Annotated in this window: 24 protein-coding genes; 13 read left to right on the forward strand and 11 right to left on the reverse strand. The window is 64.2% G+C overall.

The annotated features are described in order from the left end of the window. Positions 1–45 precede the first annotated feature (45 nt). Together IVB19_RS22995 and IVB19_RS23000 are read left to right on the forward strand one after the other, a co-directional pair. Complete coding sequence (locus IVB19_RS22995) at positions 46–609, forward strand: nitroreductase family protein (RefSeq protein ID WP_247361980.1); 564 nt, start codon at positions 46–48, stop codon at positions 607–609. A 63-nt stretch (positions 610–672) separates the two neighbouring features. Next, positions 673–1,941, forward strand: coding sequence for a serine hydrolase domain-containing protein (locus tag IVB19_RS23000; protein ID WP_085351139.1), 1,269 nt, complete (start codon positions 673–675; stop codon positions 1,939–1,941). 896 nt (positions 1,942–2,837) lie between these two features. On the opposite strand, the gene IVB19_RS23005 is transcribed toward IVB19_RS23000, so the two are convergent. Together IVB19_RS23005 and IVB19_RS23010 are read right to left on the reverse strand one after the other, a co-directional pair. Continuing rightward, positions 2,838–3,119: a hypothetical protein gene (locus IVB19_RS23005; RefSeq protein ID WP_247361977.1), complete on the reverse strand. Its 282-nt coding sequence runs from the start codon at positions 3,117–3,119 to the stop codon at positions 2,838–2,840. Positions 3,120–3,431: 312 nt separating this feature from the next. Further along, positions 3,432–4,505, reverse strand: coding sequence for an RgsD C-terminal domain-containing protein (locus IVB19_RS23010; RefSeq protein WP_204511590.1), 1,074 nt, complete (start codon positions 4,503–4,505; stop codon positions 3,432–3,434). A 241-nt stretch (positions 4,506–4,746) separates the two neighbouring features. On the opposite strand from IVB19_RS23010, the gene IVB19_RS23015 reads away from it, so the two are divergent. Beyond that, entirely contained in the window at positions 4,747–5,787 is a 1,041-nt protein-coding gene (locus IVB19_RS23015) for a patatin-like phospholipase family protein (RefSeq protein ID WP_085361736.1), read from the forward strand. A 16-nt stretch (positions 5,788–5,803) separates the two neighbouring features. Here the strand turns inward: IVB19_RS23015 and IVB19_RS23020 are convergent, their stop codons facing one another. Both IVB19_RS23020 and IVB19_RS23025 read right to left on the reverse strand, forming a co-directional pair. Further along, positions 5,804–6,232, reverse strand: coding sequence for a CBS domain-containing protein (locus tag IVB19_RS23020; protein ID WP_085351136.1), 429 nt, complete (start codon positions 6,230–6,232; stop codon positions 5,804–5,806). 189 nt (positions 6,233–6,421) lie between these two features. Next, positions 6,422–7,198, reverse strand: coding sequence for a rhomboid family intramembrane serine protease (locus IVB19_RS23025; RefSeq protein ID WP_018455359.1), 777 nt, complete (start codon positions 7,196–7,198; stop codon positions 6,422–6,424). 526 nt (positions 7,199–7,724) lie between these two features. On the opposite strand from IVB19_RS23025, the gene IVB19_RS23030 reads away from it, so the two are divergent. Continuing rightward, positions 7,725–8,279, forward strand: a complete 555-nt coding sequence (locus IVB19_RS23030; protein WP_085361735.1) for a PAS domain-containing protein — start codon at positions 7,725–7,727, stop codon at positions 8,277–8,279. Between the two features lie 13 nt (positions 8,280–8,292). Here the strand turns inward: IVB19_RS23030 and IVB19_RS23035 are convergent, their stop codons facing one another. Then, complete coding sequence (locus IVB19_RS23035; RefSeq protein ID WP_204511591.1) at positions 8,293–8,679, reverse strand: COG4315 family predicted lipoprotein; 387 nt, start codon at positions 8,677–8,679, stop codon at positions 8,293–8,295. A 145-nt stretch (positions 8,680–8,824) separates the two neighbouring features. On the opposite strand from IVB19_RS23035, the gene IVB19_RS23040 reads away from it, so the two are divergent. Next, complete coding sequence (locus IVB19_RS23040; protein WP_247335658.1) at positions 8,825–9,334, forward strand: GNAT family N-acetyltransferase; 510 nt, start codon at positions 8,825–8,827, stop codon at positions 9,332–9,334. A 65-nt stretch (positions 9,335–9,399) separates the two neighbouring features. Here IVB19_RS23040 and IVB19_RS23045 read toward each other — a convergent pair whose 3' ends face one another. After that, positions 9,400–11,397 carry a DEAD/DEAH box helicase gene (locus IVB19_RS23045; protein WP_247361974.1) on the reverse strand — a complete coding sequence of 666 codons (1,998 nt, stop codon included), beginning with the start codon at positions 11,395–11,397 and terminating at the stop codon, positions 9,400–9,402. A 368-nt stretch (positions 11,398–11,765) separates the two neighbouring features. Between IVB19_RS23045 and IVB19_RS23050 the strand changes: the two genes are divergently transcribed. Both IVB19_RS23050 and IVB19_RS23055 read left to right on the forward strand, forming a co-directional pair. Continuing rightward, positions 11,766–12,506 carry a metallophosphoesterase family protein gene (locus IVB19_RS23050; protein WP_007602584.1) on the forward strand — a complete coding sequence of 247 codons (741 nt, stop codon included), beginning with the start codon at positions 11,766–11,768 and terminating at the stop codon, positions 12,504–12,506. Between the two features lie 52 nt (positions 12,507–12,558). Then, on the forward strand, positions 12,559–12,912 hold the full coding sequence (locus tag IVB19_RS23055) for a cupin domain-containing protein (RefSeq protein WP_018455353.1): 354 nt from the start codon (positions 12,559–12,561) through the stop codon (positions 12,910–12,912). A 23-nt stretch (positions 12,913–12,935) separates the two neighbouring features. Here the strand turns inward: IVB19_RS23055 and IVB19_RS23060 are convergent, their stop codons facing one another. The 4 genes from IVB19_RS23060 to IVB19_RS23075 all read right to left on the reverse strand — a co-directional run bounded on the left by IVB19_RS23060 (position 12,936) and on the right by IVB19_RS23075 (position 15,749). Beyond that, a complete protein-coding gene (locus IVB19_RS23060) occupies positions 12,936–13,448 on the reverse strand; it encodes a hypothetical protein (RefSeq protein ID WP_018455352.1) in 513 nt (170 codons plus the stop codon). 114 nt (positions 13,449–13,562) lie between these two features. After that, on the reverse strand, positions 13,563–13,991 hold the full coding sequence (locus IVB19_RS23065) for a VOC family protein (protein WP_247377291.1): 429 nt from the start codon (positions 13,989–13,991) through the stop codon (positions 13,563–13,565). A 120-nt stretch (positions 13,992–14,111) separates the two neighbouring features. Next, on the reverse strand, positions 14,112–14,594 hold the full coding sequence (locus IVB19_RS23070; protein ID WP_018455350.1) for a DUF5680 domain-containing protein: 483 nt from the start codon (positions 14,592–14,594) through the stop codon (positions 14,112–14,114). A gap of 3 nt (positions 14,595–14,597) precedes the next feature. Further along, positions 14,598–15,749 carry a zinc-binding dehydrogenase gene (locus IVB19_RS23075; RefSeq protein ID WP_247377289.1) on the reverse strand — a complete coding sequence of 384 codons (1,152 nt, stop codon included), beginning with the start codon at positions 15,747–15,749 and terminating at the stop codon, positions 14,598–14,600. A 249-nt stretch (positions 15,750–15,998) separates the two neighbouring features. Between IVB19_RS23075 and IVB19_RS23080 the strand changes: the two genes are divergently transcribed. The 4 genes from IVB19_RS23080 (at position 15,999) to IVB19_RS23095 (ending at position 20,103) form a co-directional block, all read left to right on the forward strand. Beyond that, complete coding sequence (locus IVB19_RS23080; RefSeq protein WP_245288415.1) at positions 15,999–17,246, forward strand: MFS transporter; 1,248 nt, start codon at positions 15,999–16,001, stop codon at positions 17,244–17,246. Between the two features lie 52 nt (positions 17,247–17,298). Then, on the forward strand, positions 17,299–18,465 hold the full coding sequence (locus IVB19_RS23085) for an MFS transporter (protein WP_247377286.1): 1,167 nt from the start codon (positions 17,299–17,301) through the stop codon (positions 18,463–18,465). A 68-nt stretch (positions 18,466–18,533) separates the two neighbouring features. Next, positions 18,534–19,145: a PilZ domain-containing protein gene (locus IVB19_RS23090; RefSeq protein ID WP_007602573.1), complete on the forward strand. Its 612-nt coding sequence runs from the start codon at positions 18,534–18,536 to the stop codon at positions 19,143–19,145. Between the two features lie 331 nt (positions 19,146–19,476). After that, the gene (locus IVB19_RS23095; RefSeq protein WP_247335651.1) at positions 19,477–20,103 is read left to right on the forward strand and encodes a transglutaminase-like cysteine peptidase; all 627 of its coding nucleotides are present in this window, start codon (positions 19,477–19,479) and stop codon (positions 20,101–20,103) included. A 120-nt stretch (positions 20,104–20,223) separates the two neighbouring features. Here the strand turns inward: IVB19_RS23095 and IVB19_RS23100 are convergent, their stop codons facing one another. Next, complete coding sequence (locus IVB19_RS23100; protein ID WP_247335649.1) at positions 20,224–21,975, reverse strand: CYTH and CHAD domain-containing protein; 1,752 nt, start codon at positions 21,973–21,975, stop codon at positions 20,224–20,226. 332 nt (positions 21,976–22,307) lie between these two features. Here IVB19_RS23100 and IVB19_RS23105 point away from each other — a divergent pair, with 332 nt between their 5' ends. Together IVB19_RS23105 and IVB19_RS23110 are read left to right on the forward strand one after the other, a co-directional pair. Continuing rightward, positions 22,308–23,120 carry a helix-turn-helix domain-containing protein gene (locus tag IVB19_RS23105; RefSeq protein WP_018455343.1) on the forward strand — a complete coding sequence of 271 codons (813 nt, stop codon included), beginning with the start codon at positions 22,308–22,310 and terminating at the stop codon, positions 23,118–23,120. Between the two features lie 155 nt (positions 23,121–23,275). Next, positions 23,276–24,205, forward strand: coding sequence for a Bug family tripartite tricarboxylate transporter substrate binding protein (locus IVB19_RS23110; RefSeq protein ID WP_247299768.1), 930 nt, complete (start codon positions 23,276–23,278; stop codon positions 24,203–24,205). Position 24,206: the final 1 nt, after the last annotated feature.

Consider the following 24,206-nt stretch of genomic DNA (forward strand, 5'->3'; position numbering starts at 1 on the left):
ATGTGGGGACTGCACGCCCCACGACCAGCCGAAGAGGAAACCGCAGTGCCCGACGCCATCGAACTCCTGAAGACCCGCCGCTCGGTCAAGCCGCGCGAGATGTCCGGACCTGGCCCCTCCCCGGCCGAGCTCGAGACGATCCTCACCATCGGCGCGCGCGTGCCTGATCATGGCAAGCTCGCGCCCTGGCGCTTCATCATCTTCGAGGGCGATGCGTGCCAGCGCGCCGGCGAGGTGATCGCGAAGGTGTTTGCCCGGAAGAATCCCGGCGCGCCGGCGGCCGACGTCGAGACCGAGCGCAAACGCCTCACGGATGCGCCGCTGGTGATCGGCATCGTCAGCTTCACCAAACCGCATCCGAAGGTGCCGGCCTTCGAGCAGGAATTGTCGGCCGGGGCCAGCATTATGAACATCGTCACGGCCGCGGCGGCGCTCGGCTACGGCGCCTGCTGGCTGACCGGCTGGTTCGCGTTCGATCGCGACGTGCTGGATGGCCTCGGCCTCAAGCCGGACGAGAAGCTCGCGGGCTTCGTCCATATCGGCAAGCCGACCAGGCCGAGCGAAGACCGTCCGCGACCGGTCCTTTCTGAAATCGTGACGCGATTTTAATCGAAGGCGTGTTGACGCCTTCGACGTCTTGCGGCTTTGATCCCGGCGAGGGAGGAAGCCCGGATGAAGCGTCGTGAATTTCTGGTCGGAGCCGCGCTGCTGGCCGGCACGATGGCGCGAAGCCGCGCCGCCGACGTCCCCGCGCCGTCGTCCGACGGGCTCGACCGTATCACAGCGTATTTCGACAACGAGGTGACGAATGGCCGGCTGCCCGGCGCCGTGGTGCTGGTCCAGCAGCACGGCAAGCCGGTCTATCTGAAGACTATTGGCGTGCGCGACACCAGGACCGGTCTCGCGATGACGCCCGATACGATCTTCGCCATCCACTCGATGACCAAGCCGATCACCTGCCTTGGCGCGATGATGCTGATCGACGAGGGCAAGCTCGCGCTCACCGACCCCGTGTCGAAATACGTTCCCCTCTTCGCCGACACCAAGGTGGGCCTCGAGGTCACCAATCCCGACGGCACGTTGCACCTGGATCTCGTGGCCCCGGTCCGTCCCGTCAACATCGAGGATCTGCTGCGGCACACCTCGGGCATCAGCTACGACTACATCGGCGGCAAATGGGTCGAGCAGGCCTACAAGGCCGCCAATATCTTCGAAGGTCAATTCAACAACAGGGAATTCGCCGAACGCATCGCAAGGCTGCCGCTGGCACGGCAACCGGGAACGCTGTGGCGCTACGGTCATTCCACTGACGTCCTCGGCAGCGTCATCGAGATCATCTCGGGCCAGACGCTGTACGAATTCCTCAAGCAGCGCATCTTCGATCCGCTCGGCATGAGCAGCACCAAGTTCGCGCTGGCGACCGAGGACGAGCTTGCGCGGATGGCGCGGCCGCTGCCGAACGACAACATCCTGCTCGCCGCCGAGCGCGAGCGCCTCGATCACCCCGAATGGCAGTCCGGCGGCGGCGGGCTGCTCTCGACCATCACCGACTACCAGCGATTCGCGCAGATGCTGCTCAATGGCGGCGAGTTCGACGGCAAGCGCTATCTGAGCCCCGCTGCCTTCAAGGCCATGACGACCGATCACGTCGGGCCGGGCTCGGGCGTCGGACGCGATTACTTCTATTTTCCGGGCGACGGCTTCGGCTATGGCTATGGCCTCGCGGTGCGGACCGATCCCGGCAACGCCAAACCGCCGCCGCCGGGCTCGCTCGGCGAGTTGAAATGGGACAGTGGCAGCGGCACCTATTTCGGCGTCGATCCCAAGCTCGACATGGTCTACCTGCTGATGCAGCAGACCCAGAACGAGCGCAGCCGCATCACGCCGGCCTTCAAGGCGCTGGTCTACGACTGCTATCCGTCCGAGTTACGCCGTCCGTGAATCTCGCTCGCCGAAATCGGCGAGCAGCTTTGCGATCTCGGCGGCGTATACTCCCATCATCCTCGTCATTGCGAGCGCAGCGAAGCAATCCGGACTGCCCACGCGGAAAGACTCTGGATTGGTTCGCTGCGCTCGCAACGACGGAGTCTGTGGGTGGAAGCGTCGCACTTTCATCGCATTCCGGATCGCAGACGCACCTTCGCATCCTCGCGGCTTGTTCGCCCGAGCTTTGCCTCGATGCCTTACCCTCAAATGAAAGAGGGCGCAGGGAGACCGGGTGCCGGCTGGCACCCGCGGTCCACTGTGCGAGATTGTCGTGAACAAAATTGCACAGCAGCATACAGGTGAAGCCAAAACATCCGGCCTTCCCTGCGCAGTGGCTTTACGGCTTATGTCGCGCTCTCCCCGGGGAGCGATGCACTATTGCCCCCGTCGCCTTGCGGATGGCTGACGCGTGCGCCCGGTTGGGCAACCCACATCACCGCAACGCTTGACGCACAGACCCCGGGCGTCAGGACCACACGATTTTGCCGTACGCCGATCACACCGGTCGTGTGCGCGAGGCCTTCGCTCACGGTTGCCCGCCCTGCGAAGCCGATCGCGCCGATGTGACTAACGTCCACCGCCGTCCGGCCCGCGTTCGTGACGATCGCGATACGCCCCTCTTCCTTGGGCCGGGTTGCGGCGACACATACGTCGTTTCCGAAATTCGGCAAAGCGGAATATTTTCGCGGCTCGCGTTGACCGACAATTTGGGTGTTTTGCCCGTCGGGCAACGCAAGGTCTTGTAGCCCGGATGAGCGAAGCGACATCCGGGATTCCGACCACGAGCTGTCCTGGGTATCGCTTCGCTCACCCGGGCTACGGGACTTATCGGACTGCACGCGCAGTCCCGACTAGTCCTCGCTGGACGTCGCCAAGCGGTTGCGCAGATAGGCCTGCGACAACAGAAAGAACAATGCGCGCTCGCCATGATATTTGGCGGACGGCCGAGTGCGCTCGAAGCCATCGGCAAATTTCTTGCCGGATTGGTCGCACACCTGCCACCGCCAGCCGAACCGCTTACGCCTGGTGAGGATCACTTCGAACATGCCGACGAGCTTGGTCCCCTGCTCCTTGCCGGTCTCGCAGACGCACGAGCCTGCTCCGGCCTCCCCCGTTGGAGTGATGTCCGACATATAACGCGGCAGGATGGAAAGCGAATAAAATTGATTATCGGAAATAGGTATCTTGCACCGGCTGTGAGGAAGTCGCGGCGCCGCTGGAATAAGCCGGCGGTGCCGGTGTTGTTCGGTCCTGCTTGGTAGCGCTGCCAGAGCTGTTCAAATCGAAACGCCAACAATCGCAACAGCAAGCGGAGCAGCGGAAAGCATCTGCTTTCGCACACGGGACTGGCGGTAATGAGATATGGGAATCCATGCGCTGAATGAGAAGTGTTCACCAGGCACGAAGACCAGCGTCAGGCCGCATGCGGCATCACCGCTCAAGCACTACCGCGCGACGACCTCGACTTCGCCGTCGACGCCGTTGACGACATTGAAGCCGCGCTCGTAGACCTTGCCCTCGTTCTTGGCGATGGCGCGGTATTCGCCTTCGGAGAGCACGACGCGGGGAAAGGCGCCGATCGATTCCTTGATGACGTCGCCGCCCGGGGTCAGTACCGACCAGGCGGTGTTGGCGAGCGCCTCGCCGCCCCTGTCGCTGACGAGCTTGAGCGTGATGACGGCAGCGCGGTGGGTGATGGTGACGTCGGTGAGCTTGCTGGCCTGGACGCGGATGTCCGAGCGCACCACCGAATTGGCGTCGCCGTAATTCGAGATGATGTAGTAGGTGCCCTCCGGCAGCAGCACGACGTCGCCGGCGGCCACGTTCGGCACCAGGGAGGCGCGTTCGCCGGATTCGAACTGGCTGCCCTTGTAGATCGCGAACGAGATCTGGTTCTGCGGAATGCGACTGGTGCCGACGCGGCCCTCGATGCGCAAGCCGCCGGCGGGCAGCACGAAGGACTCGCGATCGGTCTCGGCTTTCAGGCTGACGGTGCGCACCGCGCTGACGAGGCCAAAGGCGACATGCACGACGTAATTGCCGGGCGGCAACACGATGTTTGGCGTGGCATTACGATCTTCGCGAATCAGCTTGAAGGTGCCGTTCTCGTCGGGACGATCGGCAAACACGCGCCAGACCAGGCCGCTGGTGATCGGCGGGGTGTCCTTGCCGTATTTCGCGGTCAGCGACAGCACGCCCTGTCCGGGCACCGCCGCGTTGAGCGGCGGGGCGGATGGCACAGTCGTGACCGCGGGCGGCGGCATGCTGGGCGTGGTCGGCTGCAACAGGGTCGGCGGCAGGCTCGGCGGTCCGGCACCCGGGCCGGAGGGCGGCGCCAGACTGACGGCACCGCCGGGATCGGGCACCGACGCGGGCGGCACCGGCGGCGGACGATCGGAGAAAAGCTGCGCCTGCGCAGCATTTTGGCCAAGAGTATAGAGGCAGGCAGCAAGGACCAGCACCGGCAGCAGCGATGTGCTGCGCCGCCATCCGATGATGCCGTCACCCCCGAGAGTCATGCCACCTGCTTTTCACCGAAAACGCGGCAAATTCAAGCCTCTGGATCCCCGAGAAATACGGCCAATACGGTTCTTTGGAACCCGGCTGACGCCTGCGTGATTACCCCAGGGGCACCCGTCCCTCGCCATACTCCTGCCCCGCGCGCTTCCCAAACCGGCATAAACCATGCTTCGGCCCGGTTCTGGCGGAGCGCGAGTGCGGTGCCTAGTCTATGGCGGGTCCCGGCGTAGGAGAGTTTCGGTGCTGGACATATTGAAGGGTCGGGGTTCGAACAGCGATAAGGTCGGCGAGAAAGTCGGCTTGGGCAGCATCCGCCGGCCGGTCATCGGCCTTGCCCTCGGCGGCGGCGCGGCGCGCGGCTTCGCTCATATCGGCATTATCAGGACCCTGCTCGCCAACGGAATCGTGCCTGACGTCGTGGTCGGCACCTCGATCGGCGCAGTGGTCGGCGGCCTCTATGCGGCCGGCCGGCTCGATACGCTGGAAGAATGGGGCCGCAGCCTGCAAGGCATGCGCAACATCCTCGGCTATCTCGACATCCGCCTCAACGGCTCCGGCCTGATCGGCGGCGAGAAGCTGGCGACCCGGCTCGAGGCTGCCTGCGGCCAGAGCCAGATCGAGGATCTCCCAGTCAAGTTCGCCGCCGTCGCGACCGAGGTCCGCACCGGCCACGAGATCTGGCTGACGCGCGGCCGCGTAGTCGACGCGATGCGCGCCTCCTACGCGCTGCCCGGCATCTTCTCTCCGGTCCTGATCGGCGATCGCTGGCTGGTCGACGGCGCATTGGTGAACCCGGTGCCGGTCTCGGCCGCCCGCGCGCTCGGCGCGGAAATCGTCATCGCCGCAAATCTTTCCAGCGACATCTTCACCTATTCGACGACGGTCTATTCGCACGGCGCGATGCCTGAACCGGTGATCCCCGCGACCGAAGAGCCGGCGTCAAAGCGGCGCTTCCCGAGATTCTTCTCGCCTGAGAAGACGGTGAAGCGCGAGTTCTTCGGCGGCGGCAGCGCCCGGCCCGGCCTCTCCTCGGTGATGGTCGACGCTTTCAACATCATGCAGGACCGTATCACCCGGGCCCGCCTCGCCGGCGATCCGCCCGACATGCTGATCACACCGCGGATCGGCCAATTCGGCTGGTTCGATTTCCACCGCTCCGAAGACCTCATCGCGCTGGGCACCCGCGCAGCCGAGCGTGCGCTGGAGTCCATCCAGGAGGCAATCCACGAACTGGCGCCCGCGCCCGAGGGCGCCGCGCCCAAAGCCGACCAGCAGGCCTGATCAGGCGGTCTACTGATCAGGCAGTCTTGATGTAGTCGCGCAGAGCTTCCTGCTCGGCCTCGTATTCCTGCACCCGACGCTTGACGATGTCGCCGATCGAGATCAGGCCGACCACCTTGCCGTTGTCGACCACGGGCAGATGGCGGAACTTGCCGGTGGTCATCATCTCCATGAGTTCGGCGACCGTGTCGGTCTCCTTGCAGGTGACCACCTTGCGGGTCATGACCTGCGAGACCGGCTCCTCCAGCGCGCCGGCGCCGCGCTCGCCGATCACCCGGACGATGTCGCGTTCCGACAGGATGCCTTCCAGCCGGCTCTGGTTCATCACCAGCACCGCGCCGATCTTCTTGTCGGCGAGCAGTTTGACCGCGGCAGCCAGCTTGGCGTCGGGCTCGACGCTCATGATCTGGTGGCCCTTGGTGTTGAGAATCGAACGTACCGTCATTGTCGCCTCCCTGAATCGCAACCGTCCGCTGTTCGCGGTCCGGACTTGTTCTTCGAGTCTTCAACTAACAGTTTCAGCGCCGGTTTCACGTTCAGGCGCTTTGCGAAGCATCGCCGCTAGCGGCCTGTCGCTTCGGAACATTCTTCTCGGGAATGATGGATGAATTCGGGCGGCGCCGCAAGCGCCGCTTCAAATGCGGTCTGAAATGTCCCGTGATGACGCATCCGCAGCATCACTTCGCACGCGCGGCACCGGATCGAACAGCGCGAACAGCAACAGGCCGGCAAGGAAGCCGCCGATATGCGCCTGCCAGGCGACGCTCGTGGTCTCGCTGTCGACGCCAATCGCGCCGACGCCGAAGACGATGTTGACGCCGAACCACACCGCAAGAAAACCGAGCACCCGCCCGTCGCGCAACGCGCGCGACAGCGGCAGCGCCGGAACTCTTGCGGCGGTATCGGCATCCGATCGGCTGAACGACAGGAAGCTGCCGCGAACGAAGGCGAAGCGGATCGCCGCCGCCATCGCGCCGGACACCGAGGCCGAGGCGCCGATCATCGGCGCCACCGCGTGCTCATGGGTGACGAGATGGGCGAGCGCGCCGGCCGCCGCCGTCACCGCGAGGAACAGGAAGAACCTGATGGCGCCAAAGCGCCGCGCCAGCGCGCTGCCGAACGGCAACAGCCACAGCACGTTGAAGCCGAGATGGGTGAGATTGGCATGCAGAAGCGAATAGGTGACGAAGGTCCAGACCTTGGCGCCGGCTCCGCCGGGGATCTCCAGATTGAGCAGCGAGGAATCGTAGCGCTTGGGGATGAAGCCGAAGACGTCGATGGTCCAGTTCTCGAGCTCCGGCGGCAGCAGCACCCGCAGATGGATCACCGCGAGCAGGAGGATATAGGCGGTCAGCGCGAACGGCAGCGTCAGGATCGGCTCGCGCGGAGCCTCCTCAACGACGGCCGGCACCCCCAGCGAAGCATCTTGCGACGAAGGATCTTGCGGCGGAGAATTTGGCGGGAATTCCAAGGGCGGCTTCGCTTTCAGGCGCGATCGGAGCGACAGGCTTCACGACAGGCCTTGGAGATAGTCGCCTTTGCCCGCGCTGCGCAAGTGCACAAAAGGAAAAGGCAGGGCCCTGGGAAAGCCCTGCCTATCCGTGTCGGACTTCCGGTACCCAGAGAGACGGGAGTATCCCCACCCCTCCCCGCGGCCGGTGACCAAACTGTTTGACGCCTGTGTACAGGCCTCGCCGAGAACCTGGAGAAAAGCGGCGAGGCTTGCGACCGCGATCACCATAGCAGCGGGGCGGTGCACGGAAAGCGCATAGTTAATTTAACGTTAACGACGCAAAGGCAGCGCCAGGAGCACCGAAAATGCCGCTGCGGCATGGACGCTGCAAAGCCCCTCCTGCACAACAACACAGGGATCGCGGCTGCACTGAAGCGGGACAGGTTTGTCCCGCGAGATTGCGCCCCGGGGTAAGCGTTCAGCCATGAAACATCCGTCGAGCCGCGAGTTCTTCGCATATTGGGACACCAAGCGGGGCACCGCGCGGGCCCCTGACCGGGCCGATATCGATCCGGCCGCCGTGCGCGGCCTGCTCGGTGACATCTTCGTGCTGTCCTGCGAGCCCCATCTCGGCTTTCCGTTCCGCGTCGCCGGCACGCGCGTCTGCGCCCTCGCAGGGCGCGACCTCAAGGATGCGAGCTTTGCGGCGCTGTTCAACGAGGCTAGCCGCCGCGAGATCGAGGAGATCACGACCATCGTCGCCGATGAGAGCCTCGGGGCAATCGCCGGCGTCACCGCCGCGCGCGAGGACGGCAGCAAGGCGTATCTCGAGCTGCTGCTGCTGCCGTTCAACGCCCGCCCGCATACACCGGTGAGCGTGACGGGCGTGCTCGCGCCGTTCGACGACGAATGCGGCGCGCTGGGCCCGTTCGCCCTCACCTCCTGGCGCTATCTGCACCAGCCGGAAAAACTGCTGCCGCGCGCGATCCGCAAGCTGCAGATCGCACGCGGGCTGATGGTCTATGAGGGGCTGCGCTAGCAGTGCACCGCGCTCACGGCATCGCCAGATGCCAGGCGCCGTTCAGAAAGCCGTCGCCGGTGACGTCGCCGGGCTTGGTGTCCTTGGCAAAGGTGTAGAGCGGCTTGCCCTTGTAGGCCCACTGCTTCGAGCCATCGTCGCGCGTGATGACGGTGTAGCCGTCGGCGGCGGCATCGCTCGCCTCGGCCTTCAGCACCGGCCAGTTGGTCGCACACGGACCATTGCAGGCCGACTTGCTGTCAGCATCCTTGTCGAAAGTATAGAGCGACATGCCCTTGGCGTCGGTAAGCACGTTCCCTTTGTCGGTCTTGCCGGTCTTGGTCGGCGGTGCCGCGAAGGCAGCGGGAAGCAGCGCCAGCGATATTGCGAGCGTGAGCGCGAGGCGGATGGATGACGTCATGGTCTCTCCTGTCAGGCAATGGGCTTGCATGGGTAGGACGCCGCGCGAGCCGTCGTATTCCTGAGATCGCGGCAAAGATATTTTTCGCTGCAAGCCTCGTCGCATCGGAATAAACTGGGATGATGGAGATGGACGACGGATCGACATGAGCAAGCCGCATTGGCGTCCCGCCCGCGCCTCCGATCTGCCCGCGATCAGCAAGATCGCAGCGCAAATCCATCCCGATCTGCCTGAACGCCCCGAGGTGCTTGCGGAAAAGATGCGGCTCTATCCCTATGGCTGCCGCGTGATCGTCGCGGACGACGGGATCGTCGGCTACGGTCTGGCGCATCCCTGGATGCAGCACCGGATTCCGCCGCTCGACGGCTTCCTCGAGCAATTGCCCGGCGATGCGGATTGCCTCTATTTGCATGACATCGCGGTGCTGCCCGACTTTCGCGGCGGCGTCGCGCGCGACTATGTCGTTGCGACCGAACAGCTCGCGCGCGCGTCAGGAATCGCGACGCTCGCATTGGTGTCGGTCTACGCCACGCGGCCGCTGTGGGAGCGTCTCGGCTTTCGGCCGGTCACGGCGGATGCGGAGCTGCGGGTAAAGCTCGCGACCTACGGCGACAGCGCAACCTACATGCTGCGCGATCTCGCTGCTCACACCTGATTTCTGAGACGATGCCGCCGGCGCAATCCGGCGGCATCATTGCCGTCCGCGCTGGGCAGCGCCAGTCAGGCGCGATGCTTCTTTTTAGTCTTCGGCTTCTTCCCGGCGGCGCCCTTCTCAGACCACGACGTGACCGAGGGCTCAGCGTGGCCCGGCTTGTTCTTGTGCTTTTTCTTCTTTGCGAAGGAAGGAGCATCGTCGAATTTCGGTGTGCGTTCGGCGTACGGCTTTTCGTGCGGTTTACCGTGTGGCTTGCCGTGAGGTTTGCCTTGCGGTTTAAACCCGTTCGGCTCGCGCGCGCGTTCGCCCTGGCGTTCACGATGATCGTTGTCGCCGCTCTCGCGCCGCGGCGCGTGGGGCCGCTCTTCCGATGCCGCCTGCCGTTGCGGCGCATCCGCCATCGGCTCGAGACGGATATTGTCTTCCTTGTCCGGACGCTTGATCTTCACGGCGAAGGATTCCGCGACCCGCTCGGAAATTTCGAACTCGGTCGTGGTGTCCATGATCTTGATCGCGCCGATGTCGTTCTTGTCGATGCCGCCACGACGGCAGATCATCGGCAACAGCCAGCGCGCTTCCGCGTTCTTTTTTCGTCCGATGTTGGCCCGGAACCAGACGCTGCCATCCGCCATGCCATGTTTCGACGACGATTTTCCCGCTTTTGGTCGAGCCCTTTCGGTCCGATCATCGCCGCGCGAAGCGCGGACATCGTCGCGCGGCGCGCGCGTATCGTTGCGGCCGCGATCCTCGCGCGGCCGGCCAGCTCGCTCGACGGGCTCCATGATGTCTTCGGGCGACGGCAGCCGCGCGCGATAGAGCCGTGCAAGTGACGCGGCGATCTCCTCGGCCGACCGCTCGGCCAAGAGCGCCTGCGCCTGCGCCAGATCGTCGGCGGTGGTCTCCTCCGTGAACAGCACGTCCTTCATGCGCTCGTGATCGAGCTTGCGGATCTCATCCGGCTGCGGCGCCGTCCCCCAGACCGCGTCGATGCCCGAGACGTTCAGCAGCATTTCCGCACGCCGCCGCCGCACGGGCGGCACCAGCATGACGCTCGTCCCCTTGCGGCCCGCGCGGCCGGTGCGGCCGGAGCGATGCTGCATGACCTCGGCGTCGTTGGGCAGGTCGGCATGAATGACGAGATCGAGGCTCGGCAGATCGATGCCCCGGGCGGCGACGTCGGTCGCCACGCAGACGCGCGAGCGTCCGTCGCGCAGCGACTGCAGCGCCGTGGTTCGCTCGTTCTGCGTCAATTCGCCTGACAAAGCGACCACGGAGAAGCCGCGCTCCAGCAGTGCCGCCTGCAAGTGCCGGACGCCGTCGCGCGTGCTGCAGAATACCAGCGCGCTCGGCGCCTCGTAGAAGCGCAACACGTTGACGACGGCGTGCTCGGCATCACCGGGCGCGATCCGGATCGCGCGGTACTCGATATCGGCGTGACCGCCTTCGTCGCCGGCGACCTCGATCCGGAACGCCCGCTGTTGATACTGCTTGGCCAGCGCGACGATGCCGCGCGGGAACGTCGCCGAGAACATCAGGGTGCGGCGCGTGTCCGGCGTGGTCTTGAGGATGAACTCCATGTCCTCGCGAAAGCCGAGATTGAGCATCTCGTCAGCCTCGTCGAGCACGACTACCTTCAATTCCGAGATGTCGAGGCGGCCGCGGCGCAAATGATCGCACAACCGGCCGGGCGTGCCGACGACGATATGAGCGCCGGCCGCAAGCTCGCGCTGCTCGCGCCTGGGGTCCATGCCGCCGACGCAGGAAACGACGCGCCCGCTCGCATGCTCGTACAGCCAGGCCAGCTCGCGATGGACCTGCAAGGCAAGCTCGCGGGTCGGCGCCACGATCAGGGCAAGCGGTGCACCCGCCCGCTCGAACCGCTCGGCGTCGCCCAACAGGTCCTTGGCCATGGCCAGCCCATAGGCCAGGGTCTTGCCGGAGCCGGTCTGTGCCGAAACCAAGAGATCGCGGTCAGCGGCCTCGTCCGTGAGTACGGCGAGCTGAACGGGGGTCGGACGGTCGTAATTGCGCTCGGCCAAAGCTCGGGCGAGCGGCGCACTCATGGTCGGAAAAGACACGGGATAAACCTTGGTTGGTCCAGGCGCGGAACGTCGAGCCGCGCGACCTGAAGCTGCGTAGGCGGCAAATGGTCCAGCCGCACGCGTGGTGATCTGATTTGGACGCTCTTTACGCCAAGTGCGGGCAAATCACCATGCCTATGACGCATGGCTTTGGTGATGCCGAGAATAAGCTTACTGGCCAGCTCGACCCGCTACATCCAGCATTTTCGGGGCATTTTACTGCATATAGCGGGATTTTGGGGCGAGGCTGCGGATTTTCACGGCCACCTCGCTTAAATTATGCGCGGTTGGAGCTGCCGGAGACGCACAACAGGGCTAAGCTCAGGCCGATTGGACTAGGGAGCACGACGATGCGATTGGCAGTCATTTCCGATATCCACGGCAACCTTGCCGCGCTCGAGGCGGTGCTGGCCGACATCAAGGCGCGTGGCGTCGATCGTACGGTCAACCTTGGCGATTGCGTCACCAGCCCGTTGTGGCCGAAAGAGACTTTCGAAGCGCTCGAGGCGCTGTCGCTGCCGACCGTACGCGGAAACCATGATCGCTGGATTGAGGAGTTTCCGGACGACAAGCTCTCGTCGGCAGGTCTGTTTGCGCGCAACGCATTGACTGCGGAGCAACGTCTCGCACTCCACAGCCTGCCTTCCCAAATACGGCTGGACGATGGGATCCTGGCCTGCCACGGCACGCCCGACAACGATACGACATGCCTGCTGGAAGAAACGCTCGACGACGGCCGCTTCGTACCGGCACGCCGCGACGTGCTGGCAATGCGCCTCGCGAGTGAGCCGACGGCGCGCGTGGTGCTGTGTGGTCATAGCCACCGCCAGGCCGTCGTTCACGGACCTCATGACTGTCTGGTTCTCAATCCAGGGAGCGTTGGTTGCCCGGTCTTCGCAGACATTCCCGTTGCCGCAAACCTGGAATACCGCTCGCCGCACGCGCGATATGCAATCCTCACGAAGCGACAAAGGGGCTGGCAGGCCGAACTCTTGGCCCTCGAATACGATTGGGACGCCGCATCGTCCCGTGCCCTCGCCAACGACCACCCGAAATGGGCGCGGGCCATATCGTCGGGATATGTCAAATAGCTGCTGGCATCGCTCGACCTAAATTGTGCCGCACGGAAGAACGGGAGAACACATGGCCGACGGAATCTCGCTTGCCGACAAGCTCGCGACATTTGGGGATTTCTGGTCCCCACGCACGATCACGACCTTCAACGATTGCGACGTGATGGTGGTGAAAGTGAAGGGAGAATTCACCTGGCACAAGCATGACGACACCGACGATTTCTTTCTCGTCCTGAAAGGCAGACTGGATATCGAGTTGCGGGACCGGACGGTGACGCTCGGTCCGGGCGAACTCTACGTGGTGCCGAAAGGTGTCGAACATCGCCCGGTGGCGCGCGAGGAGGTTCATCTCATGTTGATCGAGCCGACCGGCACGCCGAACACGGGCGACAAGGCGACCGCAGCCGCGCGCAAGTTCGCATAGAGGGCAACTCGCCCGGCGCAGCCCTAATCCCTGGAGGTCACCAGGCTGCTGAAGCCGCCGACCAGTCTAGCTCTTGCCCGCACAAGAGTGTCCCTGGCCGCGCGGCTCAGTGCGCGGATGGCGCGCCAGGCGTCGGTTGCCTGCAGCCACGCCTTCACCTCGGAGTACTTGCCGTACGCCCAGGCAAAAGCCGGAATCCGCATCAGCTTGTCACGGGTGAGATGGAACAGGCGCTCGACCAGCACGAGCTTGAGCAGCTCGCCGATGATGAACGTCACGGCCCCGCTCACGATCTGACCGGTCGCCGCGAGATAGGCTGCCACGGGCTTGACCGGCTCCAGGATAATGACGGGTACCGAAAACAAGGCGAGCGAGCAATAAGGCGACAGCGATCTGATCCAGCCCCGCAATCGCTTCAATTGGAGATGGCGCCCGATCCAGCGCGAGATTGGCCTCGCCACGGCCATGAAGACCGCATCCACCAGGAAGTAGATGGCGGCCGCGATGTAGGTCAGGGGCTTCAGGATCTGCTTCACGATGAACTCTCCCGTGAACTCAAAGCCGTAACCTGGGCCTAAGTTTCACCCCGGCGTGAATAACTCGCGGATTTTCGATGGAACTTTTCGTGTACGGGCCCGCCGCTGCCCGGTTCAGATCTCCGCATAGATCTCCAAAAGATTACCGTCGGGGTCGCGGAAGAACAGCGTCCGATGCCCGAACGACTGGTTCGTCGGCGGTGACAGCAGCGCCACGCCGTGGCGTGCGAGTTCGTCGGCACACGCATCGACTTCGGCCGCGGATACCTTGAAGGCCAGTTGCAGCGCGGCACTGCCCGCCGGCGTCGGCGCGTCAGTCGCGGTTCGGCCCGGCCTTGCGAGAGCCAGCGTGTTGGGGCCCAAGCCGTACTCGATCCAGTTCGGCGACAGCTCCCGCAGCAGCGGAAATGCGAGGACGTCTTCATAGAAGCGCCGCATCGCCGCCATGTCGCGCACGAAAATGACGGTGTAGTCGATCGCACGGATGGCGCGGAAGGGCGAGCGGGTGCGCTGGCCTGGTTCGGTCGTTTGTTCGTTTGTCATCTCGTCCTTCATACCAACGCCGGCCCGTAGCCCGTATGGAGCGTAGCGGAATACGGGGAGCCACAGGCGAGAATCCCGGATTACGTTGCGCTCCATCCGGGCTACAGGGCTCGCGAAACTCTATCGCAACATACCGCCACTGTAACGGACCGCATAGAGCGGCACGCCATCCTGCCGCGCAATCGTCTCGACACCGTGGAAGCGATCGAGCGCGCCCTCGACCTCGTTCCGATAAATCATACCTGCGTGCTCGAACAGATGCGGGCCCCGAAACGGATACTCGATGCTGACGTCCAGCAACGCCTGGCGCAGGAATTTGTAGATCGCGAGGAAGGTGTCTCGATCCGTGATCTCCGCGCGGACGCCACCGCTGTAGCTCATCGACCAAATGACGCGGTCATCCCGAGACACGGTCTCCTGCCCGACGAAGAACCCCATCCCGAAATAGATATCGCGATAGGCATAGGGCGCCGCGCGATGCTCGAGCTGCTTTGAGCCTCTGAGCAGCGGAGCGGCCACGGTGGCGTCGTCGTCGAGGCCCGCATAGGTCCGCCGCTTGGCTTCGATCAGAAACGCTGCGAAATCTCCGGGGATGGACGACATCGGTTATTCCACCAGCTCCGGCCACGGCACGATCGTCGACTTCACCGTCTTCATCGCCATGGCATCCCTGACCGCCTGCGCGACGCCGTCTTCCGTGAACGGATAGATCGTCTGCATCTTCAGCCAGGGATATTTGTCACGGGTGCGGTAGAGCATGTCGACGCCGAGCGGCAGATCATTGGCGGTAAAGCCCCAGGATCCCAGCACATTGAGGTCCTTGGTGCAGATGCGGTGCCAGGACGTGTCGATCGAGCCGGCGTCGGTGAACTGGCCCATCTCGACATAGGTGCCGCCGTCGCGCAGCATCTCGATGCCTTCGGGGCCGGCGGAGGGGTGACCCGAGCAATCCATCACCAGATCGGCGCCGAAGCCGCCGACGATGTCGCGCACGCGGGCGATGCGGTCCTGCGGTGACTTCAGTTCCTCGATGTTCACTGTCGCCTCGGCGCCGAACTCACGCGCGAGCTTGAGCCGCGGCTCCTCCGGCGCACCGACGCAGATCACGCGCCCTGCTCCCATCTCCTGCGCGGCGGCGACCGCGAGAATGCCGATTGGACCCGAGCCCTGGATCACCACCGTGTCGCCCCAGGTGAAACCGCCGGCGCGGCTGGCGCGGTTGAAGGCGCGGATGCAGGACGTCAGCGGCTCCGACAGCGCACCCAGCCGCAGCGACATGTCGTCAGGCAATTTGTAGATCTTGGTGCCCGGCAGCATGTCGAGATCGACATAGACATATTCGGCCCAGCCGCCCCACATGTGAGGCGCTTTGTCGAAGCCGAGATAGCGGCCGTAATAGACCGGCGTCAGGCACTTGTTGGCGACTTGGGGATAATGGATGCAGTAATAGCAGCGGCCGCAGGGCATCAGCGGCGGGATCATCACTTTTGATCCGACCTTGAGCGGCTTGCTCATGAAGTCCTCGGTGAATTCGTCGCCGCATTCGACGATGATTCCGCCGAGCTCATGGCCGAGCGTGAACGGCCACGGCAGCGGCTTCGGCCAATGCCCCTTCAGAATGTGCAGGTCCGTGCCGCAGACGCCGCACGCGCCGACCTTGATCAGCGCGGCCCTCTTGCCGACCTTCGGCCACGGCACGGTGCGAATGACGGGTTCGCTGCCCGGCCCTGCGTGGGTGCAGACGCGGATCTGGTCCATGGCGTGTCCTCGCTGCCCGTCTGTTATGATTGATTGGTGCGGGCTGAAGCGAAGCGTATGTGAGATGCGCGCTGGTGCCAAGCCGCGGTCTCGTAACCCGCATGAGCGAAGCGACATGCGGGGCCAGCATTCCCGGATATCGCTTCGTCATCCGGGCTACGGGACCCTGGTCTCCACACACCCAAGTGCCTTGAGCGCTCGACGGCGAACGTGTAGGCACGGCGCCAAAGTCCCACCCCAGGTGCCCGCTTGAACCCCCTCCCTCAAAATCCCGTCGTCGCGTCCGGCTCGTTCGCAGCGATGAGGTCGGTGCCCTACCGGCTCCAGTTCATCGCTTACGTGCTGGCGATGATGGCCGACAATATCGAGCATGTGATCAGCTATTGGGTGGTGTTCCAGAAATTCCATTCGCCGGCGCTGGCGGGTTTTGCCGTGCTGTCGCACTGGTTGCCGTTCCTGCTGTTCTCGGTCGCGGTTGGCGGGCTGGCGGACCGGGTCGATCCGCGCCGCATCATTCAATGCGGCATGCTGCTGTTCATCGTGGCCTCGGCTGGATGGGGTTTCTTCTTCATCACCGACGCCATCGAGATGTGGCACGCCATGCTGCTGCTGGTGATCCATGGCTGCGCCGGCGTGTTGTGGCAGACGCCGAACCAGCTGCTGCTCTATGATCTCGTCGGTCCGGCCGATCTTCCGAGCGCGGTGCGGCTGAATGCGATGGCGCGCTATCTCGGCATTTTGGTCGGACCTGCCGTCGGCGGCATTATCATGCTGACGCTCGGCACCTCGCATGGCATTATCTTCAACACGCTGTTCTATCTGCCGATGCTGCTGTGGCTGTTCTGGGCGCCGGTGCGGGACAAGAGTGTCGCCGTGCGGCGCTTCGCCGTGCGCGGCCTTGCCGACATCATGCTGACCATCCGCGCCATCGGCACGCAGCCGGTGCTGACGGCGATGACATGGCTCGCCGGCCTCACCTCCTTCATGATCGGCAATGCCTATCACGCCCAGATGCCGGGCTTTGCCGGCGATCTCGGCCACGGCGATCCCGGAATCTCCTACAGCGTGCTGCTCGCGGCCGATGCCGCCGGCGCACTGCTCGCCGGCATCGCGCTGGAATCCTGGGGGCGGCTCAAGGGCACGCCGCGCACCGCGATCATGCTCGCCATGCTGTGGAGCGTGGCGCTGCTCGGCTTCGCCTCGGTGCGGATCTATCCGGTCGCGATCGTGCTGTTGTTCTTTGCAGGCTTCTTCGAGCTGTCGTTCAATACCATGGCGCAGGCGCTGGTGCAGTTGAACGCGCCGTCCGACATTCGCGGTCGCGTCGTCGGCCTCTACAACATGGCGGGGCTTGGGATGCGGGCGTTCAGCGGCATCACGGTCGGACTGTTCGGTGCGGCGATCGGCATCCACTGGTCGCTCGGGCTCTCAGCCGCAGTGCTGCTGGCACTGCTATGTCTTCTCTATGGGCGCGCGACGAGGAAGACGGCCGGTTGACTCCGGCGTCTCCCCACCGCACGCTCGATACAGGGTTTGGGGAGATGAAGCGTTGCGCAATCGCTGGGGCATACTTGCGATCCTGTTCGTCGTTCGCCTCACCATCGCATTCCAGTTCCAGAGCGTGGCCGCGGTCGCGCCGCTGCTGCAGCAGAGCTTCGGCGTCGGGCTCGCCGATATCGGCATCCTGATCGGACTCTATTTCACACCGGGCATCGTGCTGGCGCTGCCGGGCGGCGCGATTGGCCGGACGCTTGGCGACAAGCCCACCACGATCGTGGCGCTGCTGCTGATGACGGCGGGCAGTCTCGTCATGGCCACCACCGACGTCTGGGGCTGGCAGATGGCGGGCCGGCTCGCCTCCGGCGCCGGCGGCGTGCTGCTGACCGTGCAGCTCACCAAGATGGGCACCGACTGGTTTGCGGGAAAGGAGATCGCTACCGCGATGGCGATCTTCGTCAACTCCTGGCCGGCCGGCGTTGCGATCTCGCTGCTGGTGCTGCCGGCGATCGGCACGGCCTATGGCGCGGGCGCCGTGTTCCTCGTGGCCGGCGCGCTCACCGCGATCGGCATTGTGCTGATCACGTTCTACCAAGCACCGCCGGGAGCAACCGCCAGCGCGGCCGGCTCCGGGCGGCTTGATCCGCTCGCGCTTCTGGCGGTGATCGTCGCGGGCGCGATCTGGGGCCTCTATAATGTCGGCTTCGCCATGATCTTCTCGTTCGGCCCCTCGCTGCTCGCCGAGCGCGGCTGGAGCATTGCCGCGGCGGGATCGGCGATCAGCCTCGTGATGTGGCTGTCGGTGATCTCGGTGCCGGCAGGCGGTTATCTCGCCGATCGCTTCAAGCGGCCGTTCGTGCTGGCTATCGTGGCCAGCCTGGTGGTGGCCGGGCTGCTGGCCTGGCTGACCCGGTCCGACGCCGTGATCACGATCCTCGTCCTGATCGGCCTGATCGGCGGCCATCCGGCCGGGCCGATCATGAGCCTGACCGCCCGCGTGCTCGTGCGGGAAACCAGGGCGATCGGGATGGGCGTGTTCTACACTCTCTTCTATGCCGCGATGATGCTGGGACCGGCGGTGGCGGGCCGGCTCGCCAAATCGGCCGGCACGGCCGCGGTCGCGCTTGACCTCGGCGCGCTGACAGTGCTGGCCTGCCCGCCCCTGATGTGGCTTTTCGAACGCATTGTGTCTGTTCGTCATCGCCGCGCCCGATCCTAACGCGGCATTAACCCTGTGCACCTTAGGGTCGTCCCGGACTCCGCCAGGCGGGGGGTCGGGTTGTGAAAATGGCGTTGGCGCACAAAAAATTTCTTCCGGCCGCCGAGGAACGTCGGCGTTTCCAGCGGGTGAAGGTTCACCTGCTCGGCCGCTACATGCTGCCGGACCGCCGTGAATTCCCCTGCCAGGTGATCAACATGTCGCCGGGCGGGCTGGCACTGCTGGCCCCCGGCATCGGCAATGTCGGCGACCGCGTGGTCGCCTATCTCGACCATATCGGGCGCGTCGAGGGCAAGATCACCCGCATCATCGACAATGGCTTCGCCATGACGGTCGGTGCCACGCCGCGAAAGCGCGACAAGCTTGCGGCACAGCTGACCTGGCTCGCCAACCGCGACATCCTCAATCTGCCGGAAGACCGCCGCCACGATCGTATCGTGCCGCGCAATCCGATCGCGGTGCTGACGCTCGAGGACGGCACCAAGATGACCTGCCGCATCATCGACCTCTCGCTGTCGGGCGCCGCCATCGCCGCGGAGAACCGCCCCCCGCTGAAATCGACGGTTTTGCTCGGCCGGGTGCAGGGCCGCGTGGTCCGAAACCTCGAAGATGGCTTCGCGCTCGAGTTCATGCATTCGCAGCCAATTGAAACTCTCGAAGAGAGCGTTACCGCGCGGTAAAGCGCGAAGGCACCAAAACCACTGCATTTCCAGTACTGAAGGCGGCCTCCGCGATGCGGACGCCGCCTTTTTCATGAGTGGCGTCGAGGCTCGCGCGGGTTAACGCGGAGGCTGCGGGAGCCTGCAAACAACGGTTCCGCTAGCGTTTCCGCGTTAATCCATAAAATTTGAATCAATTGCAGTCATATCGAATTTTATTCAAATTTGACTCAAGTATAGATCGAATTCGCCGCGTGTTTTACTTGCATTCGTCTCGACTTGACTTGACTGACTTAGCGGCAACTCAAAAGCTGCCTGCGCAATGTGGTCCCAACAAGAAACGGGGGCCGCAATGTTTCATTTCAGGGGACAGGGGAAGGGATTGGCGCTCGCCGCCATGCTCTTCGGAATGAGCGCGGCAGCGCAGGCCGGCGAAGGCCGTCTGCTCTACGCAAGCCTCGGCGACACCACGCGTGCGCCGATCGGCTGGGTCGAGTTCTGTGCGGACAATGCCGCTCAGTGCCAGGGCGCACCGACGCAACCGCGTGACATCGTGATGTCGCAGGCTGCATGGCGCGACCTCGTCAAGGTCAATCGCTGGGTCAACGAGACCGTCAAGCCTTTGACCGACCAGGAGCACTGGGGCGTGATCGAAAAGTGGTCGCTGCCGTCGGACGGTTACGGCGACTGCGAGGACTACGTGCTATTGAAGCGCAAGATGCTGATCGATGCCGGATGGCCGCGCGAGGCCCTGCTCATCACCGTCGTGCGCGACAAGAAGGGCGAAGGACACGCGGTGCTGACGGTGAAGACCGACAAGGGCGAGTTCGTTCTCGACAATCAGAACGAGAACGTCGTTGCCTGGACGGAGACCGGCTACCGCTTCGTCAAGCGCCAGTCGCAGAGCGATCCCAATGTCTGGGTCTCGCTCGGCGACACCAAGCCGGCGATCTCCACCGCCAGCGCAAGGGATCAGTAGAGACAAACGAAAGAGATACGCGACCCGGTCACATCCCCACCCCTCCCCGTCCCAGACCGGTTCGCGCGCGGCCAGCCATCCCCCAATGGCTGGCCGCAACTTTTTTAGGGTGTACTTCGCTTAGTTCTGCGGCGCCTGCCGCGACCAGGGCACGCGCGCGACGGTGAAATCGCGCCATGTGCTTTGCAGGACGGGTTGCACCCCGATCGACGCGCGCGCCTGCCAGCCTGCGATCGCCGCCGCGGCGATGGTGCCGTCGGGCTCGGCATCAAGCCCGTCCAGCAATGATGCCGTAACCGCCATGTCGTTGACGGCGCCAAGCTGCTCCTGCAAGCCGGCGAGCCTTCGCGAGAATTTTCGCGTGGATTTGCGGTCTGCGAACAGCGGCAGCAGAAACTCGCTGAGATAGCGCAGCCGCTTGGTCGCGAGCCGCAGGCGGTGCAACTGTTCGGCGGAAAGCGACTTGAAGCGGCGGCCGCGCTTGAGCACCTTGGCGTATTGCGCCGATAGGATGCGTGCCGCGAAGTCGGCCGCGGGTTCGGCGAGCTGGCCGAGATCCTCGGTGGCGACGTCGTTGCGCCAGCCGCGCGCCTCGATCCAGTTGCCGAGGCCGAGCAGGAACATGGCGCAGCGGCGATCTTCGAGGGCGCCATGCGCCTTGCGATAGGCGTCGGACTGGCGCCCGGCCGCAGCCAGGCCCAGTGCATCGAAGCCCGCGACCGACGGACAGGCTGTTGCGATCTTCGGCAAGGTATCGAGCCGGAACACATCCCAGTCGCGCGCAGCGGAGAGCTCTTGCGCCAGCCATCTGGCTTCCAACCGCAGCGCATCGAGATTGCTGAGCGCGCCGACCGACCCCATCAGATCCAACGCCGATCGAAGCCGGCGCAGCGAGACGCGCAGCTGATGGATTCCTTCCCGATTGCGGCCATCCTCGGCCGCCGGCAGCGACTGAAGCAAATGGAGGAAGCAGGAACGCAGGATTGTCGCGAACGCCTCGTCCAATGTCACCGACGGATCGAGACGAAGTTTTCGCGGACGCCGCGCCGAGGGTGGCTTGTCGGCGGCAAGATCGAAGCCGCGTGCCGATTTGGAGCGAATGGACGGCTTTACGTCGCCGTGCTCCGCGAGCCGCAGCGCGATCTCGTAGACCGCGCTCGCGCTGCCGCTCTTGAGCTCCAGCTCGATCTCGCTCACCGGCAGTGAACGGTCGCCGGCCGTCAACTCACCCTGGTCGAAGGCGATCTCGACCGTGCCTGACGGCAGTTCGATCGGCCGCGCATGGCGATGGACATCGGCAGTGAAGACCGATTCGAGCGGCTGCGCTTCCAGGTTGCCGCGAAGCTTCTCGGGAATGAACGGCATTGCCAAACCGAGATCGGGCGCAAGCGACGGTACCCTCATCTCCCACTCACCACGGCGGAGCGGATCGTCCACCGCATCGGTCTTCACGGTCTGCACGAAGCGCGCGCCGCTCTGACGAACGCGCAAGCTCAAGCCGTGGCGACGCAACGTCCGCTCCGGCGTGTCGTAATAGACGGACTTGAGATGTTTGCGCGCGCCCTTGTTGCGCGCGTTCATCGCGATCACAGGCGCGGCCTTGAAATGCGCCATGCGATCGGCATCGACGAAAAGCTTGAGCTCGATCTCACCGGCACCATGCGCGGCAGCGCTCGACCGCAGTGGTTCCGTTGCCGGTTCCGCGTCTTGCAATGGCGTCTGATCGATCACAGGTTCCGCGACGAGTTCGGCCGGCTCACGCTGCCTGAAGAAGCCAGCAACAACTTGCGTTCTCTTGTTTTCCCTTGCAACAGGATTTCCATCCCGCGCGCTCGGAGCCTTGCGAACCGGCGTTGCGTCTGACTTCAGCATTTACGGTAACATGACAGTTCGATGACAGAGCGCCATCCTATAGCCGGTGTGGCTCGCGAGGAATAGTCACGTGACGTCGCAGCGCCCTACCGTCCACACGAGGCTGGGAGCGCACAATCCAGCTTGACCACAGGAACTAAATTGCCGCTGGGCACAGCAAGCGATCGAGTTGACTGCGAATCCCGCCCTTCTCGAAACCGAGATGAACGCGTCAGCGAGCTTGACTCATGCCAACCTTCCCGCAATCGGTGGCGATGGCGTCGAGCGCGCTGCCCTGTCCCTCCGGCCGTTGCTTCATCGGCTAGCGGCACAGGCAATCACAAGGAGTTGGCATGACGTCGTTCCGTCCCGTCATCGCGTTGTCCAGGGGCCTCGAAGTCCTTCGGGTGATCAATCAGGAACGGCAGTCGACCGTCGGCTCGCTGCACAAGGCGACGGGGCTGAACAAGTCAACGATCGTCCGCATGCTCGAGACGCTGGAACATGAAGGTTATGTGGTACGTCGTACCGAGCCGGCCAGCTACGCGCCGACGGGACGGGCGCTGCTGCTCAGCGCAGGCTATGATGAGCCGACCTGGATTGGCGGCATCGCCGAACCCATCCTGAACAAATTCCGCAAGCAGATCCATTGGCCGTCAGACATCGCGGTGCTCGATCAGGAGTCCATGGTCATCGCCCACACGACGCGCGTCGATGGATCGCTGCTGTTCAGCCGCCCGCCGGGTTTTCGCTTTCCCGTCCTCGGCACCTCGATGGGACGCGCCTATCTCGCCTTCTGCGAACCCGCCGAGCAGGAGCGCATTGCCGCACGGCTGGCCCTTGGTCCGGAGCCCTGGAACGATCTGGCGCGCAATCCCGGCAGACTTGCCAAAGTGCTGCGCACGATCCGTAGCGCGGGGTTCGCAGTCATGGACGAGACCTACAGCCGCCGCGTCTTCGGGGGCGCAGTGTGGGCGATCGGCGTACCCGTCGTTTTGCGGAATCGCCTGTTCGGCAGCATGAACGTGATGATGCTTCGCGAGGCGGTCGGTCTGGAGGACGGTGTGCGGCGCTTCGTACCGCCGATGAAGAAAGTCGCTTCCGCACTTGCCGAGGCGCTCGGTGCCAAGCTTGCTGCGCCGGGTTCTCCTGCAGGTCGGCGATGATCATTTCACACAGTGAAACGATATTTTGATTTCTTGACCCCCCTTCGTGACACCTCGTTGCGGCGGCTGCCTGCTGCCCAATGACACAGGGAAAAGGGGAGGCCGAAGTGCGGACATCCGCGAGAATTTGGGCTGCCGCGATGGCATGCCTGACGATGGCCGCTTCTGAAACGGCTTTGGCCGAAGCCTGGCCGACCCGGGCAATCAGGATCGTCGTCTCCACGCCGGCAGGCGGCATCACCGATGCCTTCGCCCGCGCCTATGGCGACTATATCTCGCAGAAGCTTGGCCAGCCGGTCATTGTCGAAAACAAAACCGGAGCCAGCGGTGCGCTGGCGGCACAGTCGGTGAAGGATTCCCCGGCCGACGGCTACACGCTGATGTACACGATCTCGTCCACCTTGCTCGGTAACCGGCTGTTGTTGAAATCGCTGGCCTATGATCCGGACAAGGATTTCACGATCGTCGCGATGACGCCTTCGGGGCATCTGCCGCTGGTGGTCCATTCCGCCACCAATGCAAAGACGATCGAAGAGTTCGTCGCGTACGCACGTGGCAACAAGGTCACGGCCGGCTCGTACGGCATCGGCTCGTTCGCACATATTGCGATCGCCGAGCTCAACCGGCAATTCGGTCTCGACATTTCCATCGTGCATTACCGCGGCGAAGCGCCGATGTGGCAGGATCTGGCCGCGGGGGTGATCCAGGCGGCCGTCGGCAGCTATCAGGCTGCGCTACCGGTGCTCGATACCGGCATCGGCCGCCCGATTGCCGTGCCGACACCAGTGCGCATGAAGAAGCTGCCCGAAACCAAGACATTTGCCGAGCAAGGGGTCACGGGCAATGTCTTCCAGCTCATCAGTTTTACCGCGCTGGTGGCGCCCGCTGCGATGCCGGCAGACCGGATCGACATGCTCGCCAAGTTGATGGTCGAAGGCGGCAAGACGGAGCGCGTGCAGAAGCTGCTCGATGCCTTCGGCGTCGACCAGCCGGCCATGGATCGCGCATCCTCGATTGCGCTCTACGAAAAGGAAGGGCCGATCTGGCTCGAGTCGATCAAGACTCTCGGATTAGAGCCGCAATAGC

The organism is Bradyrhizobium sp. 187 (genome assembly GCF_023101005.1).
Lineage (GTDB): Bacteria > Pseudomonadota > Alphaproteobacteria > Rhizobiales > Xanthobacteraceae > Bradyrhizobium > Bradyrhizobium canariense_D.

What these genes read in the sequence shown, in the direction of transcription:
- IVB19_RS23000 (WP_085351139.1), top strand. Translation starts at nt 673, where the DNA reads ATGAAGCGTCGTGAATTTCTGGTCGGAGCCGCGCTGCTGGCCGGCACG.
- IVB19_RS23005 (WP_247361977.1), bottom strand. Translation starts at nt 3,119, where the DNA reads ATGTCGGACATCACTCCAACGGGGGAGGCCGGAGCAGGCTCGTGCGTC.
- IVB19_RS23010 (WP_204511590.1), bottom strand. Translation starts at nt 4,505, where the DNA reads ATGACTCTCGGGGGTGACGGCATCATCGGATGGCGGCGCAGCACATCG.
- IVB19_RS23020 (WP_085351136.1), bottom strand. Translation starts at nt 6,232, where the DNA reads ATGACGGTACGTTCGATTCTCAACACCAAGGGCCACCAGATCATGAGC.
- IVB19_RS23030 (WP_085361735.1), top strand. Translation starts at nt 7,725, where the DNA reads ATGAAACATCCGTCGAGCCGCGAGTTCTTCGCATATTGGGACACCAAG.
- IVB19_RS23035 (WP_204511591.1), bottom strand. Translation starts at nt 8,679, where the DNA reads ATGACGTCATCCATCCGCCTCGCGCTCACGCTCGCAATATCGCTGGCG.
- IVB19_RS23040 (WP_247335658.1), top strand. Translation starts at nt 8,825, where the DNA reads ATGAGCAAGCCGCATTGGCGTCCCGCCCGCGCCTCCGATCTGCCCGCG.
- IVB19_RS23045 (WP_247361974.1), bottom strand. Translation starts at nt 11,397, where the DNA reads ATGAGTGCGCCGCTCGCCCGAGCTTTGGCCGAGCGCAATTACGACCGT.
- IVB19_RS23050 (WP_007602584.1), top strand. Translation starts at nt 11,766, where the DNA reads ATGCGATTGGCAGTCATTTCCGATATCCACGGCAACCTTGCCGCGCTC.
- IVB19_RS23055 (WP_018455353.1), top strand. Translation starts at nt 12,559, where the DNA reads ATGGCCGACGGAATCTCGCTTGCCGACAAGCTCGCGACATTTGGGGAT.
- IVB19_RS23065 (WP_247377291.1), bottom strand. Translation starts at nt 13,991, where the DNA reads ATGACAAACGAACAAACGACCGAACCAGGCCAGCGCACCCGCTCGCCC.
- IVB19_RS23070 (WP_018455350.1), bottom strand. Translation starts at nt 14,594, where the DNA reads ATGTCGTCCATCCCCGGAGATTTCGCAGCGTTTCTGATCGAAGCCAAG.
- IVB19_RS23075 (WP_247377289.1), bottom strand. Translation starts at nt 15,749, where the DNA reads ATGGACCAGATCCGCGTCTGCACCCACGCAGGGCCGGGCAGCGAACCC.
- IVB19_RS23090 (WP_007602573.1), top strand. Translation starts at nt 18,534, where the DNA reads ATGGCGTTGGCGCACAAAAAATTTCTTCCGGCCGCCGAGGAACGTCGG.
- IVB19_RS23095 (WP_247335651.1), top strand. Translation starts at nt 19,477, where the DNA reads ATGTTTCATTTCAGGGGACAGGGGAAGGGATTGGCGCTCGCCGCCATG.
- IVB19_RS23100 (WP_247335649.1), bottom strand. Translation starts at nt 21,975, where the DNA reads ATGCTGAAGTCAGACGCAACGCCGGTTCGCAAGGCTCCGAGCGCGCGG.
- IVB19_RS23105 (WP_018455343.1), top strand. Translation starts at nt 22,308, where the DNA reads ATGACGTCGTTCCGTCCCGTCATCGCGTTGTCCAGGGGCCTCGAAGTC.
- IVB19_RS23110 (WP_247299768.1), top strand. Translation starts at nt 23,276, where the DNA reads ATGGCCGCTTCTGAAACGGCTTTGGCCGAAGCCTGGCCGACCCGGGCA.